Raw genomic sequence first — 14,758 nt, 5'->3', positions numbered from 1 at the left:
ACAAAGGCAATGCTGGCGAACAGCAATGAATGGGTGGGGAAAGAACCAATGGTACAGTGATCACCCCGGGCACCGTACAGGAGCAGGTTGATGACCGCCGATATGTCCGGGAACAGCGAGAAAAAGCTGCCTATAGCAAACAATATCACCAGATACCACCAGTCACTGCGCTGTACCTTGCCCTGGCGGAAAGCCTTCGCAAAACCATACAGAGCTACCGGAAACAACAGCAATAAGAAGAAAGTCAGATGTCCAACTGGATAGGGCATATACTTAGATATTAATAGAAATATTTTATAATACTGTCGGTCAGTTCTATCCTAAACGAACAATATCCGCAAAAAGGATCAAGTGTGACCCAAAGAGTGATCAGTATTATTTTTTTAAAGTGTCTGCTGCATGCCCCTCCTCTGAAGAATGGCCGGATCCTACAACATATATTTCATTATTCTTTTCTCCGTCACCGATCCTTGTTCCAAGAGGCAGGTACCTGAACCCAAATCCCAGGTAGTTCAGAGACCATATGGTCATTAGCATTATGCACGATACGAAAAGAACGATGACCATGCCTGCAAGGTTATAGTACATGAAGTTCACTTCTGCCAGGTCAACGTTCACATAAGAGAACAGGCTCATGGACCTGTTGTCGAAAGGATAGAAATAGGTAATAGCACCATCTGCCACATCATCCAGCAGCAGATGCGAGAGAGATGCAGCCCATCCAAATATTCCCAGCGCCACAGCCTTGCCCCTGTGCCTGTACAGCAGCTGTCCTATTAAGGCTGCACCGAAGAACGCCAGACTGGAGAAAAGCAAAGAATGCGTGGGCACAGGACCAGCCATGGTGTGCTCGATGGTACCATACATCAGATAGTTCCACACAGCGGGTATATCCGGCAACAATGAGAAAAAACCGCCGAGCATAAGCAACAATACCAGATGCCACCAATCGGTCCAATGTACACCCTCCGACCGCGCAGTATTCACAAAACCGTACAGTGCCGATGAAGATAAGCAGAACACGAAGAACATCAGATGCACGACTGGATATGGCATACAACATAAATTTGAGCTGAACATTTAAGAATTTAATCTCCCGACCCCTGCAGGAAAAATGAACTGCATATCTTTACATTCTTTAGAGGATTCCGATAAACCTCTTTTTTGATCGATCTGAATAGTTTTTTATCAACGCAAGGACGCTAAGGCGCAAAGAGGAGAAGAACAACCCTTGGCGTCCTCGCAACCTTGCGACTTTGCATTCCAAATGATATCTGAAAGAAATGAACATGGGTCAAAAAACAGCCGGGAGAATTCTAATAGATCGAAGAGGATTTAATCTGATATGCATTAACTGATCTTTTCCACAGCATCTGCATCAGCTGACTGGATCTTTCTTGAGACGCATCGGGACAGCACACTGCTATGATCACTATTTGTTCCCGGTCCGTTTTGAGGGAAATGATACCTGAACCCAAAGCCCAGATAGTGCAATGACATCAGGGACATGAGCAGTACGCAGAAGATAAAGAACACAGAGACGATACCAGCCAGATTGTAGTACAGGAAGTTCACACCTGAGAATTCCACGTTCACGTAAGAGAACACGCTCATGGGTTCGTTGTGCAGCGGATAGAGATAGGTAAGGCCGCCCTCTGCAATATCGTCCAGGAGCAGATGGGAAAGAAAAGCTGTTTCTGCAAACATGCCTAGGGCCAAAGCCCTGTCACGATGCCTGTAAACCAGCAGGCCTGCAATAAAAGCTCCACAGAAAGCTACGGTCCCGAATACCAGTGAATGAGTAGGTACCGGTCCGGCCATACAGTGATTAAGGTTCCCGTACAGGAAATAGTTCCATACTGCCGGTATATCCGGCAACAATGAACAAAATGCACCTACCAACAGTAACACAAAGAAATGCCACCAATCCCTCCGGGAAACTTCGCCTCCCAGGGCAGACTGCATAAACCCGTAGAGCCCGGGCAGAGATACACAGAACACGAAGAACAATATGTGCACGACAGGATATGGCATGAACTGATATTATATAACTAATCAATATATAATTAATGAGTGGTGGACTTGCTACGTCATAAACTATTTGCCTATACATCTATTTTTTTGTATTGATTACAATATATAGTTAAATTCGGATTAGGATGTTTGATCCTGTTCACTGTTTTTAATATCATAGAATAATTAAAGCAATTTTTTACAACTTGTGATAATGTGGAAATAGAATAGCTCCAGGGCAAAAGACTTTTATTGATCTCCTTAATGTATCCAGTTGTCAGAAATTGGTTGGAGTTGCTTAATTTGTCTAATGAATCGTACGGGTTCATACTTTCTAAGGGAGTATAATATTTCTCTATCAAACTGATCAATTCTTTTGCTTCATCAATGGATATATCAGCAAAACCATCAATTGAAATATCAAATGTTAATATCAATGATCCGTTTGGTTTCAATACCCTATGGAACTCCTTCAGGACACTTTCATGATCATTGGTGTGTTCAAGTACGGAAATGCAATATATGATATCATATGAGTTATCTTCTAATTCCAGCTTCTTCATATCCATATTGTGAAATTTAACATTTTGGTTCAGATTTGCATTGATCCTTGAGAAAATTGGAATATAGTCGTTATCAAAGTCACAACAGTCAACTGTAACTTTTTCAAATGTTAAATTGATATAATATGGAAAAAAAGTAACTCCTGACCCGACATCCAGAATTTTGAACTCATTTGCATTTGTAGAGTTATCTATATACTTCTGGATCATTAGATAGACATAAGGATATTCCCATTGTCGGCTCCAACTATGAAACGGATCTGCCACCCATTTATTTCTATAATTGGCCAGACAGTCAACATTTAAATTCAAAAAACTATCGGAATATCTTTCCATATTATGGAATAGAGGGCTTTTCAATAAGTCATTATAAGAAGCAATTGAAGGTACTCCTGTTTCCAAGATCAGTGGCTTTCTTTGCTCCATGCATAAATTCCTTTTACTTTTTTTAGTTGATGCTTTTCAATATATTTGCATTTCTTCTTTTCTTAAATACTTTTTTTAAAAAGCCTGATATTTATGCTTACCTAAATGGAACCCTTACGAAGAAAACAGCCAGAGAGCCAATGACTTTAGTCATTGGATGAATGGCGTACACTCCCTGATTGATAGATATGTATTTAAGCAAATAAGTTGTATTTATGCTAAATGCGTAAGGCATACAAGTTTCGTATATATCCAACTAAACCTCAAATTAGACAGATGGAGCGGAGCTTGGAAATATGCAGGCAAGTATATAATCGGACCCTTGCTGAACGAAAGAAAGCTTATGAAGAAACTGGAAAAACTTTATCTAAATATACACTGAACAATCTTCTACCACAGTGGAAAGCAGAGAATCCGGAGTATAATGAAGTATTTTCTCAGACTCTTCAGGAAGTACAGGAGCGTATAGATCTTGCCTTCAAACACTTTTTTAGAAGGATGAAGAATGGAGAGAAACCAGGATATCCTCGCTTCAAAAGTAAAGGATGGTATGATAGTTTCACATATCCTCAAATGGGTTTCAAGTTAAAGGACGATCACATCTATCTATCTAAAATAGGAGATGTATACGTCAAATTCCATAGACAAATCGAAGGCAATGTGAAACGTGTAACTGTTAGAAGAACCGCATGTACTAAGTGGTATGTGTCTTTGACAATTGAAGCTGAAGACACTCCGGCACCAATCGTTGATCTGAATAAAGTAATTGGTATCGATGTAGGATTGTCGAGCTTCTTAACAATGTCTGATGGTAGTTGTGTGCTCAATCCACGGTTCTTCAGAACTGAAGAAAAAGAGCTTGTCAGGGTTCAGCGTAAATTGTCAAAGACTGAGAAAGGGTCATCTGAACGAAAAGAGGCTATTAAAATAGTTCAAAGAGTACATGAAAGGATTTCAAACAAACGCTATGATTTTGTTCATCAACTAAGTAGACAATTGGTTAATAATTATTCATTCATTGCTCTTGAAGATCTGAATATCAAAAACATGATCAAAGATCATTATCTTGCAAAGAGCATAGCAGATGCAGCATGGAATAAATTAATCACCGCAACCAAGTACAAGGCTGAGAGTGCCGGTTCTATGGTGGTACTGGTTAATCCTGCTAATACATCTAAAATGTGCTCAAGGTGTGGTCTGCTTGTTGAAAAGGCGTTAGCGGACAGAGTTCATAAATGTGATAGTTGTGGCCTTATAATGGATAGAGACCACAATGCAGCTATCAATATTCTCAGATTGGGATTGCAATCTGTCGGTATTAAAACCGTAGAAGCCCACAGGCTTTAGCCGTGGGAGCAGTCACAAAGGTTCAAAGTTAAAAAAAATTTTTATTTTCAGAAAAGCTGATCAAATGTAATGCCAAATTTACAGTCTCGTATACATCGAAAAAAGAGCATTTACTGCAATATAGAATTATGGCACTCTATCTTTCTGGTTATTACCAAATCCTATTATGATAACATTACAATGGTTTGCAGTATGTTTAAATACACTGTCGAAGTACTTAAATAGGATTTCAATTATGGTTCTGAAGGTTCACAATGCATCAAGACTAGTTCAGCATTTGCATGATCCCTTGTTCAATAATTCTATATCCATCATGCTTACATCCTTCTTAAGTGCTGGTTTTGGATTTGTGTTCTGGGTGCTGGCTGCAAAGCTCTATTCCGCCGAAGATGTGGGTACTGCAACTGCTATGATCTCTTCCATGGGATTTATCATAATGCTTTCCAGGTTAGGATTGGATGCCTCTATGATTAGATTCTTCCCTTATAACGATAAGAAGAGGATATTCAGCACTTCCCTTTTTGTTGCAACATGCTGTGCATTACTGTTCGGCACCATCTTTATCTTATCCGTGGATCTGCTGGCGCCTGAACTTCATTTACTTAAGTTTCCTGCCAATGCAGCTTTATATCTGATATTCCTTGCTGCGAACTCGGGAACCGCATTATCATGCATCTCTTTTGTGGCGGTCAGAAAAGCTTCCTTCCAGTTGGTCCAGAGCATAATAGTAAGCTCAAGAATACTGTTCCTGATCCCTCTTGCAGCATTTGGAGCAATGGGTATATTTTGCTCGCTGGGCATTTCATTGCTCATTGCAATCATAACTGCCTATGTCCTGCTTGCAGGATCGGGTGTAAGACCCGGGTTTGTAGCCGACTGGAAATTTTTGGATAAGGCTTTCCATTATGCTGCGGGAAATTATATAGCAGGTCTGTTCATGGCAGGGCCTGGCCTGATCCTTCCTATCATGGTACTGAATATGCTTGGAGCAGAACAGGCGGCTTACTATTTTATCGCTTATGCGATCGCTACATTGCTTTTCAAAATACCCAATGCTGTCAGTACATCACTTTTCGTTGAAGGCAGCCATGGAGAAAGGATGAAGAAGAACATAGAAAAGTCCTTATTGTTCACTTACTTGTTACTGATACCTGCTTCTGGCATAATGTACCTATGCAGCCATTGGATATTAGAAGCTATAAGTGCAGAGTATGCAGCAGAAGGGGTAATATTACTGCAGGTGATGATCATTTCAGGTCTGTTCACGGGACTGAATTTTACATATTTTGCTGTGCAGAGAGTACGTAAGGACATAAAGGAACTGATCGTTCTGAGCGGGTCCATAGCATTGGCCGTCGTTGGTACAGCTTATGTGCTCATGCCCATATTCGGAATTGTGGGAGCGGGATATGCATGGCTTGCGGGAAATGTCACTGGCAATATGCTAGTTGCTCTAATGGTCTGGACGAGAAACGATACTTAAAGTGAAAAAGTTACTTTTCAAGTACTTCTGCTTCATGGTCCCTTGCAATCTCTGGTTTCACTCCTATCTTCAGGTACACATAAATAAAGACCGCGAACCATACAGGGAACAGGACATAACCTGCATAGTCATGCACCTTCCACATGACAGCTGACCCGAAATGATAATTTGCAGCCACCAGTAGCACCAGCCGGAAGATGTTCTGCACTGATGTTCCCAGTATCCCGAAGAGGAACAATGGGAATATACGGTCGTTCCTGGGTTTGGTATCTATCAGCATAAGGGCAAAGACGGTAAGGAATATGGCAAGGGAAGCACTCCCTGAACAGCCCGCATCAATGAACACACGACTGCTTGCACCAGCAGAATCTATCAAATTAAGCAACTGTCCCTCAGAACCTACAGGATAGACCAGAGATGCAACGTATGCTACGATCTTTGTGGTGATAAGTGCATATTGTGTGCCAAAGGCCCCATCAAGGACCTTAGGGAAGGATACCGAAAAACCATAAACGAATACCAGCAGGGACGGCAGATAGACAGCAGATCCGAAGAAGATCATGAACAGACCAGTGAACAGCAGGATGACATTGAACAGCACAAGACCATGATCATCGGACACTGGCATGAGCAGGGCCATCACCGTTATTAACACACCGGCTCCCACATAAGCAGGCTCGGCCAGCATTCCCACTTTGCGCATTTGACCTGAGATCATATCTTTCTTCAACCATCCGACTGCAATGCATAGCATGAGGATGACAAAAGGATGCGCTGTCCACTGTCTGGGAGCTGGGACCCCATCCCTCAGGAAAAAGAACCTGAGAACTGTAATTGCTATGGAGATAGCAAGCCATATCAAAACTTTGTTTTTCATGCTATGGCAGATCCATTTTCAGTGGTCTCTGAATACAAAACTTGCTTCTTCAAAGGGTTCAGACTGCTCATCAATATAGACAACAAAACGTGCAACATGCAACGTTGAGTTAATGGTCTCATTTTCCGATATTGGGATCTTGTCTGTCAGCACAATTTTTTCGTAGATAAATGTCTTATTTGCACGCAGGGTTACATTATAGCTATCTTCCAGTACTTCATCATACATTACATTAATTGAAAAATTATGACTTATGGTCCCGTTGTTGAAAAGCATTACAGATATCCTTGAATAATTACCATAAAACGCATTGGACAAATCTATTCTGTTTATTTCCACCACAGGCTCTCCCGAACCTGCAAAAAGCCCTGAGAACACACCTTGGGCAAACAGTATAAGCAGAACTGCAAGCGCCAAAAGCGATAAAATATAAAAAACCTGCACTTTATTACGAGACATTAAAAACCTGCCTAATTCCTACGCATGACCAAGTATAGACCACCTACTAAAAACAAAGCTATGAAAGACCCGAATGAGAACTCTGGCCCTTCTTTAACTTCGAAAGTGATACAGTCACAATATGGTTTACCGTCTTTCATTCCGCAAGCTAGAATCATCCAATTACCTGCAGGAGCATTAATTGGAAGTGTATAAGTATCAGTCCAAGTTTTAGATGGGTACTCAATACCGTAAGCATACTGTACAGGATAGAAAGGATAATCACCGGGTTCATACCATGTAAACGTAACAGAATCCATGCTATCTTGCGTCCTTACTGTAGCTGTAACCGTGTCTCCGGGAACATATGATGTCTTGTCCACTTGCAATGAATGGGGAACTAGTCCTTGTCCCGGCCCTTGTTCCGCAACTGCAACTGACACGAAGCTCATCAGCACAACTAACAACAAAGCGTACTTCAAAAGCTTCATTTCATCCCACCTTCCCTATGATCAAAGCTACCTGAGTGAACACCATACCAACGAATATAATGAACAGCACTCCTGACAGCCGGCTGAACCTTATCCTCAGATTACCTATGAACTTGAAAGACCTCTCAGAAAGCGAGGGTTCCGTCAGTTCAAGATAGATCAGTAATCCTATCAGGACTATCGAGAAGATCACATTTACATTGAGAGCTGAACTGTCGCCGAAAGCCTGGTCATAGTAGGCCATGGTGGTCATGTAGCTCATCACTGACGTTGAAAAGGTTGCAAAACTCACAAAACTGCTCCAGACCTGCGGTGGGTATGCAGGCAGTGAAACATATTCCTCATGTTCGGAGCCATCGATGGTGGACCTTACTACAAAGGTGATCTGTTCCCCCATTTTCAGTGGGTTCTCGTATGTATACTGGTATTTCTTGGTCGATAAGGGGGACAGCTGCGTCGCACCTTCCATTACAAGGTTCCCGTTGGCATATAGCTGATAATCTCCCGAAGCGGACTGAACAGATGGGTTATTGAGATTGAATGAAACTAAGAGAGGCTCGCCCTCCATGGGCACTTGAGGAAAAACAGACACCGAAACCGGTGCAGACGCATCACGTAAACCTACGACCAGGCTCGCCATTAGTAGAACAGCGAACCAGATAACCATGATCTTTAAAAAATACCTGCTTTTTGAAGAAATAGTACCACCCACCTTTATGACGTGCTCCTTGATATTCTATAATGGAGTTTGACGTGAAACAAGTATATAGACTTTACGAATTTATTCAATTGAATATAAAAATATAAGAATAGAAGCTACGCAATATAAATTTTTCCGGATACAGCAAAGACACACTTATAGATAAATTTAAAATATTCGTTTATAAAACCATTATTGGTAGCTTTAACGCAATACTATTAAGAAAAAAATAAAGTGAACTTCCTATGAATTGATCGTGTGTAAAGTAAATTAAAATGTCTTTTCCCTTTTGAGACCTTGAAACACATAACTGTATGTATGATCAATTTGTGGCTTAACAAAATCCATAGATAACTTCGTTAAAAAAACGTGCGCACATTCAAACCAATGCCTTTTTATAAGTGATTCAGTTAGTAACTTTGTGAAACTTAAAAAACTTGCATTCAATAAGATACAAGCCACTGTGTTCATATTATCGATATTTCTGGCGATCATAATTGCAGAATATATCTTTACTTATCGTGATGCAGGATATGGAATTGTATTATGTCTTTTTGTCACGATCGCCATATATGTGCTGATCTCTGTCATTGATATGGAAAAAAGTTTCATAAATGCTGCAGAATCCTTAGCTATCATCCCCCTCTATGTTCTTTTTACATCATCCCTTCCCTGGTTCTTCATTGACCAGCAGTTCCTCCTGCCTGCGATATACTCTATAATATTGGCTCTGTGCTTCTGGCACATGCACGAAAAGAACCTCGAACTTCACGATGTCGGGCTTAAAGGCAACGATCTGTTAAAGTATGCCATGATAGGTATATTGATAGGGATATTCACCGGTCCCATAGAACACTGGGTACTAAAACCAGCACCTTCTTTTCCTACGTTCGAACTGAAATACCTGCTTAGGGATATCGTATACATGACCTTTTTCGTCGGTCTGGGAGAAGAGCTTTTGTTCAGAGGCTTGATCCAGAACGATCTTATTAAAACATTTGATACCAAGACAGGGATACTTGGACAGGCGTTACTGTTCGCAGTGATGCACATGACGTGGCGATCACCTCTGGAAATCGCGTTCACCTTTTTTGCAGGGATACTGTTCGGTATATTATATCACAGGACTGGCACTTTGACCGCATCCATCACATTCCATGGAATGAACAACGTAATGCTGGTCTCGATCCTTCCATACTACTTCGCCGGGTTGCTCATCTGACATGACAGGAACTAAAGTTTGCATCAGGATAGATATTGATACGGTAAAAGATACACAGGTCCTTCCGGTTGTGCTGGAAATACTTGACCAGTTCAATGCCCGTGCAACATTCTTTGTCACAACGGGACCCGACATGACCTTCAAGAACTACAGAAATTATCGTAACCCTCTCAAACTGCTGCAGAAAAAAGCGATCATGCAGCATGGACTGAAACAAATGTTCAGGGGTATGGTGTACAAACAGCAAGTTCAGAAATCTAAAAACTTACAATTAATACTAGAGAAAGATCATGAACTTGGACTGCATGGCTATTCCCACTATGAATGGATGAACACGCTTCAGAAAAAAAGCAAAGAAGAGATAAGAGAATGGATATCCAAAGGATGTGAACTGTTTGAAGATGCATGCGGTTTCGGACCAAGGTCATTTGCATCCCCTGGTTTTGCAACAAGTAACGAGTTCCTGGAAGCACTGGACGGATTTAGATTCGATTATTCCAGCGATTTCAGGGGTACTGAAGCATTCTACCCGGAGCACGACTCCTACAGGTCCTCAACATTGCAGTTGCCAGTATGCGCACGGTCTTTCGGAGAACTGGAGTTCGAAGGTCGTTCTCAGGAAGAGATATATCATATTATCAAGAACGGCCTTGACACAGCGCAGCACTTCTTCGTGTTCTACATGCATCCATCCTATGAACCGATACTGAACAGGGATCTTTTAATAAAGGTGCTGGATCACATTATTTCCTCTAACGATCTGGAAATTATTACAATGCATCAGCTCGCAAAGCACATAAAAAGAAGGGGTCTGCCTGAAAATCCTGCAAATATATGAACTGGCACCCCATGACAATGCAACATCCGGTGGTATCGAAGTTGCGATACTGGAAACATCCAGAGAGCTGGTTGCACTTGGTCATGAAGTAACTGTGCTTACAGGTGCAAAGGACACGCCTAAAGAGCAGATAATAGATGGCGTAAGGATCATTAGCATTGATATCTGCAGAGTTATGGAACATACCTGGAACCCTTCAAGCCTGACCCTGAAAAGACAGATGTTGTTCCCGGTCGCAGTACTCTTTAACCTGCCTGGGACCTTTGATATTTACCATGGACATATATACTCTTCCGGATTGATAGCAAACTATCTTGCAAGGAGATCAGGTGGTGTTGCTGTAAATACCATCCATGGTTCCTATTATCCAATATGGGATAAACTTACCAATCCCATTGCTGCCCAATGCTACAGAACAGCAGAACGTATACTGGCACCGGCACTTGCGAGATTATCCGATGTACAGTTGCACACCGGAGATTATTTTGCGCAACAGGTCATCATCTGGGGCGCCCCAGCACATAAGATAAGGACCATACACAACGGTGCCGACCTTACCAGGTTCGACCCACTTATACCCCGTGCAATGGCCTCGGCCCATATATCCATTGACCCGTCGCTGCCAGTGATACTCACAGCCCGCCGGCTTGTCAGGAAGAACGGTATCCATCATCTGATAAGAGCAATGAGAATAGTATGCAGCGAAGAAAAATGCCAGTTGGTTATCATAGGTGATGGTGAAGAACGTGCGTCTCTGGAAAGATTGACACGTGAGTTGCACCTCCAGGACCACGTGCATTTCCTGGGAATGATACCCCATGACCAACTTCCACCATATCTGGCCCTTGCTGAGATAGCGGTGGTCCCAAGCCTGGTCGAAGCGTCCAGCATATTCATGCTGGAAGCAATGGCAATGGCAAAACCCGTCATAGCGACCAATGCAGGCGGGCTGCCGGAGATCCTTACCCCTTCTGCTGGCATACTTGTGGAACCCATGGATGAGATAGGACTTGCTGATGCGATACTGGAACTATTAAGGAACAAAGAAAAACGGCTGAGACTTGGAGAACAGGCATATCATCATGTAAAAGAGAATTACTCCTGGAAAGCTATCGCACAGCAAATGGAATCCGAATACATGAGATTATTGACAGAGAAGAACAGGCGCAAGTAGAACGATAATAAGATATGTCTTTTTTATTGAAGTTTGTTCAAAGAAAGCCGAACCCTAAGGCAGATCCAAAATAAAAAAGAAATTGAAGTAGGAGGTGGTCGTAACTACTTTATTAAAAGCCTAGCCAGTTCAATATCGATCTTATAAAGGCAAGTATACCGCTTTCAGCCTGGGTTTCTGGCTGTTCTGTGGCAGTCGTAACATCTTCATCTGCAACACTTGCCATGCCTGAGATATCCGTGGTATTTGAGACATTACCTGAAGACGTGTTTTGATCAGTCAGTACCTTTGCCTCACCTGTTCCAGCACCACCATTGCTGGACTTTGATAGGACTACCGGGGTAGAAGCTCCATTTGAACAGTCTGTTAAGATTACAGTCTTCGAAGCTTTTTTGGACATAGAGTACTTTGAGTTCGTTTCCCATGCCTCTATTGTGTAAGTACCTGCTGGTCTATATGTGCAGCATTTTTGCTCGAAGTATCCTTCTTTATCAGATTTTATAATCATCTTTGCTGCGAATGTAAACTTCACAGGATTTTCTCCTGCGGCGTTACCGGATATCATCAAATGGGGTTTTAGAGTCGCAACAGATGTAAGAATGGATGTATCTACTGTGATATTGACCTTACCATCCTTGTCTGCCTCTATTGTTTTAGATATCGTTTCAGACATCAAAGTATATGATATGGTAATATCTTTCACACCTTCTGCTATAAGGCTACAGCTTGCGGTTCCTTTAGGAAGTATTACAAAGCTGTCATCTTTTGGATCGAATTTATAGCCAGGATCATAATTAAAGACACCATTTGTCACTTTTATATCCGTTTCATAAGTTGTGACTAAAGTGATCTTCTCCTTAGGGCCAGCATTACCACTAATGACGATCATCTCATTACTGCCTGCACATGTTTTTTCCGGGGTGACTTTAAAATTCGTTATTTCCCATGCAAGAGCACAGCTTGCTGATATCAGCAAAATTAATAGCACACTGAGTGATACTATGGATGTACGACCAAGCTTTTTAACGCCTGAAGTCTGCAGTCCACTTGAAGGACTTAAAAATCGTCTAATCAATAAACAACCTCCTACTCTATCTAGAATTAGATACCTATATCCTTACTTTTTCTTATAATTTCATCCATTACTTAAGTTTATCCATTTGATTACATGACTTAAATATTATAATGATCTGTACATTCATATTATATATAGCAGCGTAAAACCCCTGAGTCCTTTAGCTTATGATAGTTCACTACTAATTCCTACAAAACCCCGTACATCAACTCAAGTGATAAAAGAATAACTGAACATGGCGCCATGATTTTTCAAAATAGGGAGCAAAAACCATATTTACCATAGCCACCAATCAGGTTAAACCAAGGGGATATATTGTCAGGTACACTTCCTGAAAATACCATTGAAGGTGATTAACATGGCAGGAGACAAATTAGAGAAAGGAGCGATCCTACAGAGGGACAAGGAAACATACGCGATAGCACCACAGATACCCGGAGGCATAGTGACTCCAGACCTGTTGCGCAAGATAGCGGATGTGGCAGAGAAGTACAATGCTGCAGCCATGAAAATGACATCTGCACAGAGGATAGCCATAGTGGGAATAAAGGAAGCTGATCTGGACAACATCTGGAAGGACCTGGATATGAAACCTGCAGCTGCCATCGGGTTATGCGTAAGGAGCATCAAGATCTGTCCCGGTACCACATTCTGTAAGCGCGGACAGCAGGACGCCGTCGGCCTGGGTCTGAAACTTGATGAAAAATACCACGGCCTGCAACTTCCGTCCAAGCTTAAGATGGCAGTCGCAGGATGCATGAACTCCTGTTCCGAGCCGGCGATCAAGGATATAGGCATCCTGGGCACGCCCAAGGGCTACACACTGATGGTTGGAGGCAGTGCCGGCATTAAACCAAGACTTGCAGATATAATTGCTGATGAACTGACAGAAGAAGAGGTCCTTGACATGGTGGACAGGATCATCAACTATTATAAGAGCCATGCCACAAAGCACAGGCTTGGCAGGTTCATCGACGAGATCGGACTGGAAAAGTTCAAGAAGGATATAGGGCTGTGAACAGCCCATAAGCTCTTTTTTAGAATATCTTTGTTCTCAAGCCATAGATCATGAAAATATGGCTGCTGATAGATATAATGTAATGAAAATCTTTAAATATAATAGACACTACAATCATGCAACCATAGCGGTTACTCGAGAGTAGACCAGATTCAACTTTTATAATAGTTACTTGTTCACATTAATAAGGAGAAGATAAATATGGACTATTTTGCAGGTATATCCGATGCATTAAGGGTCACATTTGTGCAGATGATGCTACTGTCTATCATTGCAATTGGTATCTTTATTGTAGGAATGTACATCAACTTAAAGAAATGGAGTATGGGCTCCACAGGATATGGTCAGTCACCATCGAAAAGCATCTGGGCGTTCCCTAAGATGCTCATGTACCAGATGAGCCAGCATGCACATGTTCACAATCAGTCGGTTCTTGAAACGATCGTCCTTGACATTCTTTTTCAGAGAAGGATCCTGAGAAGAAGTCCTCTCAGATGGTTCATGCACTTCACTATATTTGTCGGTTGGATGGTCCTCTTTGCAATGTCCGGCGCGATGTTCTTTGTTGAAATGACCCACATGATCGGTGAAAAGATCGGATTCGCAGAAACACTTCCCTGGTTCATGAACCCGGAGGTTTTCAGAGAACTGCTCGCAGTACCCAATGACATATTCAGTTACATACTGTTTATAGGTGTTGTAATTGCAATATACAGGAGACTGTTCGTTGCGAAGGCCAGAGAATCCACTATCGCGTACGACTCCATCCTAATCATCGGACTTGCCATAATAACAATTTCAGGTTTCATTGCAGACGGTATAAGGACCGACAGGTTCTGGGGCTTTGGCATAGACTACGCATATGCACCACCTGCAGCACTGTTCCATGTGGTTATCTCCCTGCTGTTCTGTATCGCATACATACCCTTCAGCAAGTACATACACATAATAGCCATCCCTCTTACACTGCTCGCAAACAAGGGAGGAGAGTAAAATGGCAAAACGTCAGCCGTCTATAAACACTGAGAACTTCACAGCAGTGCAGCTCATGGAACTGGATGCTTGCAGCAGATGTGGAGAATGTGTCAACTGG

General features: G+C 42.0%; 15 protein-coding genes and 1 pseudogene. 7 read left to right on the top strand and 9 right to left on the bottom strand.

The genetic code is table 11. The features are described 5' to 3' along the window. From AB7U21_RS05735 to AB7U21_RS05720, 4 genes and pseudogenes are all read right to left on the bottom strand, one after another. Positions 1-269, bottom strand: a pseudogene (locus tag AB7U21_RS05735) (metal-dependent hydrolase); the annotation flags it as partial. Between the two features lie 106 nt (positions 270-375). Next, positions 376-1,056, bottom strand: a complete 681-nt coding sequence (locus tag AB7U21_RS05730) for a metal-dependent hydrolase (RefSeq protein ID WP_428387628.1) — start codon at positions 1,054-1,056, stop codon at positions 376-378. 294 nt (positions 1,057-1,350) lie between these two features. After that, positions 1,351-2,034, bottom strand: a complete 684-nt coding sequence (locus tag AB7U21_RS05725; protein ID WP_428387626.1) for a metal-dependent hydrolase — start codon at positions 2,032-2,034, stop codon at positions 1,351-1,353. Between the two features lie 71 nt (positions 2,035-2,105). Further along, positions 2,106-3,002 carry a class I SAM-dependent methyltransferase gene (locus tag AB7U21_RS05720; RefSeq protein ID WP_428387624.1) on the bottom strand — a complete coding sequence of 299 codons (897 nt, stop codon included), beginning with the start codon at positions 3,000-3,002 and terminating at the stop codon, positions 2,106-2,108. 222 nt (positions 3,003-3,224) lie between these two features. Here AB7U21_RS05720 and AB7U21_RS05715 point away from each other — a divergent pair, with 222 nt between their 5' ends. After that, positions 3,225-4,349 (top strand): RNA-guided endonuclease InsQ/TnpB family protein, encoded by a 1,125-nt coding sequence (locus AB7U21_RS05715; protein WP_428387622.1) that lies wholly within the window; start codon positions 3,225-3,227, stop codon positions 4,347-4,349. 235 nt (positions 4,350-4,584) lie between these two features. Further along, entirely contained in the window at positions 4,585-5,832 is a 1,248-nt protein-coding gene (locus tag AB7U21_RS05710) for an oligosaccharide flippase family protein (RefSeq protein WP_428387620.1), read from the top strand. A gap of 10 nt (positions 5,833-5,842) precedes the next feature. Here the strand turns inward: AB7U21_RS05710 and AB7U21_RS05705 are convergent, their stop codons facing one another. From AB7U21_RS05705 to AB7U21_RS05690, 4 genes are read right to left on the bottom strand one after another with little or no spacing between them, the layout of a single operon-like run. Further along, positions 5,843-6,709 carry an exosortase/archaeosortase family protein gene (locus AB7U21_RS05705; protein ID WP_428387618.1) on the bottom strand — a complete coding sequence of 289 codons (867 nt, stop codon included), beginning with the start codon at positions 6,707-6,709 and terminating at the stop codon, positions 5,843-5,845. An 18-nt stretch (positions 6,710-6,727) separates the two neighbouring features. Continuing rightward, the gene (locus AB7U21_RS05700; RefSeq protein WP_428387616.1) at positions 6,728-7,168 is read right to left on the bottom strand and encodes a hypothetical protein; all 441 of its coding nucleotides are present in this window, start codon (positions 7,166-7,168) and stop codon (positions 6,728-6,730) included. Positions 7,169-7,179: 11 nt separating this feature from the next. Continuing rightward, positions 7,180-7,638, bottom strand: a complete 459-nt coding sequence (locus tag AB7U21_RS05695) for a hypothetical protein (protein ID WP_428387614.1) — start codon at positions 7,636-7,638, stop codon at positions 7,180-7,182. A 1-nt stretch (position 7,639) separates the two neighbouring features. After that, positions 7,640-8,305, bottom strand: coding sequence for a hypothetical protein (locus AB7U21_RS05690; RefSeq protein WP_428387612.1), 666 nt, complete (start codon positions 8,303-8,305; stop codon positions 7,640-7,642). 454 nt (positions 8,306-8,759) lie between these two features. Here AB7U21_RS05690 and AB7U21_RS05685 point away from each other — a divergent pair, with 454 nt between their 5' ends. Genes AB7U21_RS05685 through AB7U21_RS05675 form a run of 3 tightly spaced genes read left to right on the top strand, consistent with a single transcriptional unit; the run spans position 8,760 to position 11,572 of the window. Beyond that, the gene (locus AB7U21_RS05685) at positions 8,760-9,560 is read left to right on the top strand and encodes a lysostaphin resistance A-like protein (RefSeq protein ID WP_428387610.1); all 801 of its coding nucleotides are present in this window, start codon (positions 8,760-8,762) and stop codon (positions 9,558-9,560) included. A gap of 1 nt (position 9,561) precedes the next feature. Then, positions 9,562-10,398, top strand: a complete 837-nt coding sequence (locus AB7U21_RS05680) for a polysaccharide deacetylase family protein (RefSeq protein WP_428387608.1) — start codon at positions 9,562-9,564, stop codon at positions 10,396-10,398. Further along, positions 10,376-11,572: a glycosyltransferase family 4 protein gene (locus AB7U21_RS05675; protein ID WP_428387630.1), complete on the top strand. Its 1,197-nt coding sequence runs from the start codon at positions 10,376-10,378 to the stop codon at positions 11,570-11,572. The genes AB7U21_RS05680 and AB7U21_RS05675 overlap by 23 nt, the downstream gene beginning before the upstream one ends. A 112-nt stretch (positions 11,573-11,684) precedes the next feature. Here the strand turns inward: AB7U21_RS05675 and AB7U21_RS05670 are convergent, their stop codons facing one another. Further along, positions 11,685-12,647: a hypothetical protein gene (locus AB7U21_RS05670; RefSeq protein ID WP_428387606.1), complete on the bottom strand. Its 963-nt coding sequence runs from the start codon at positions 12,645-12,647 to the stop codon at positions 11,685-11,687. 358 nt (positions 12,648-13,005) lie between these two features. Between AB7U21_RS05670 and AB7U21_RS05665 the strand changes: the two genes are divergently transcribed. Both AB7U21_RS05665 and AB7U21_RS05660 read left to right on the top strand, forming a co-directional pair. Continuing rightward, the gene (locus AB7U21_RS05665) at positions 13,006-13,665 is read left to right on the top strand and encodes an NAD(P)/FAD-dependent oxidoreductase (protein WP_333788327.1); all 660 of its coding nucleotides are present in this window, start codon (positions 13,006-13,008) and stop codon (positions 13,663-13,665) included. 201 nt (positions 13,666-13,866) lie between these two features. Next, positions 13,867-14,658, top strand: coding sequence for a disulfide reductase (locus AB7U21_RS05660; RefSeq protein WP_428387604.1), 792 nt, complete (start codon positions 13,867-13,869; stop codon positions 14,656-14,658). Positions 14,659-14,758 lie beyond the last annotated feature (100 nt).

Origin of the sequence: Methanomethylovorans sp. (assembly GCF_050177135.1) — an archaeon.
GTDB lineage: Archaea > Halobacteriota > Methanosarcinia > Methanosarcinales > Methanosarcinaceae > Methanomethylovorans.
Note: the sequence above shows the minus strand (reverse complement) of the source record. Positions and strands in the feature narration are given on the sequence as shown.

What these genes read in the sequence shown, in the direction of transcription:
- AB7U21_RS05730 (WP_428387628.1), bottom strand. Translation starts at nt 1,056, where the DNA reads ATGCCATATCCAGTCGTGCATCTGATGTTCTTCGTGTTCTGCTTATCT.
- AB7U21_RS05725 (WP_428387626.1), bottom strand. Translation starts at nt 2,034, where the DNA reads ATGCCATATCCTGTCGTGCACATATTGTTCTTCGTGTTCTGTGTATCT.
- AB7U21_RS05720 (WP_428387624.1), bottom strand. Translation starts at nt 3,002, where the DNA reads ATGGAGCAAAGAAAGCCACTGATCTTGGAAACAGGAGTACCTTCAATT.
- AB7U21_RS05715 (WP_428387622.1), top strand. Translation starts at nt 3,225, where the DNA reads ATGCGTAAGGCATACAAGTTTCGTATATATCCAACTAAACCTCAAATT.
- AB7U21_RS05710 (WP_428387620.1), top strand. Translation starts at nt 4,585, where the DNA reads ATGGTTCTGAAGGTTCACAATGCATCAAGACTAGTTCAGCATTTGCAT.
- AB7U21_RS05705 (WP_428387618.1), bottom strand. Translation starts at nt 6,709, where the DNA reads ATGAAAAACAAAGTTTTGATATGGCTTGCTATCTCCATAGCAATTACA.
- AB7U21_RS05700 (WP_428387616.1), bottom strand. Translation starts at nt 7,168, where the DNA reads ATGTCTCGTAATAAAGTGCAGGTTTTTTATATTTTATCGCTTTTGGCG.
- AB7U21_RS05695 (WP_428387614.1), bottom strand. Translation starts at nt 7,638, where the DNA reads ATGAAGCTTTTGAAGTACGCTTTGTTGTTAGTTGTGCTGATGAGCTTC.
- AB7U21_RS05690 (WP_428387612.1), bottom strand. Translation starts at nt 8,305, where the DNA reads ATGGTTATCTGGTTCGCTGTTCTACTAATGGCGAGCCTGGTCGTAGGT.
- AB7U21_RS05680 (WP_428387608.1), top strand. Translation starts at nt 9,562, where the DNA reads ATGACAGGAACTAAAGTTTGCATCAGGATAGATATTGATACGGTAAAA.
- AB7U21_RS05665 (WP_333788327.1), top strand. Translation starts at nt 13,006, where the DNA reads ATGGCAGGAGACAAATTAGAGAAAGGAGCGATCCTACAGAGGGACAAG.
- AB7U21_RS05660 (WP_428387604.1), top strand. Translation starts at nt 13,867, where the DNA reads ATGGACTATTTTGCAGGTATATCCGATGCATTAAGGGTCACATTTGTG.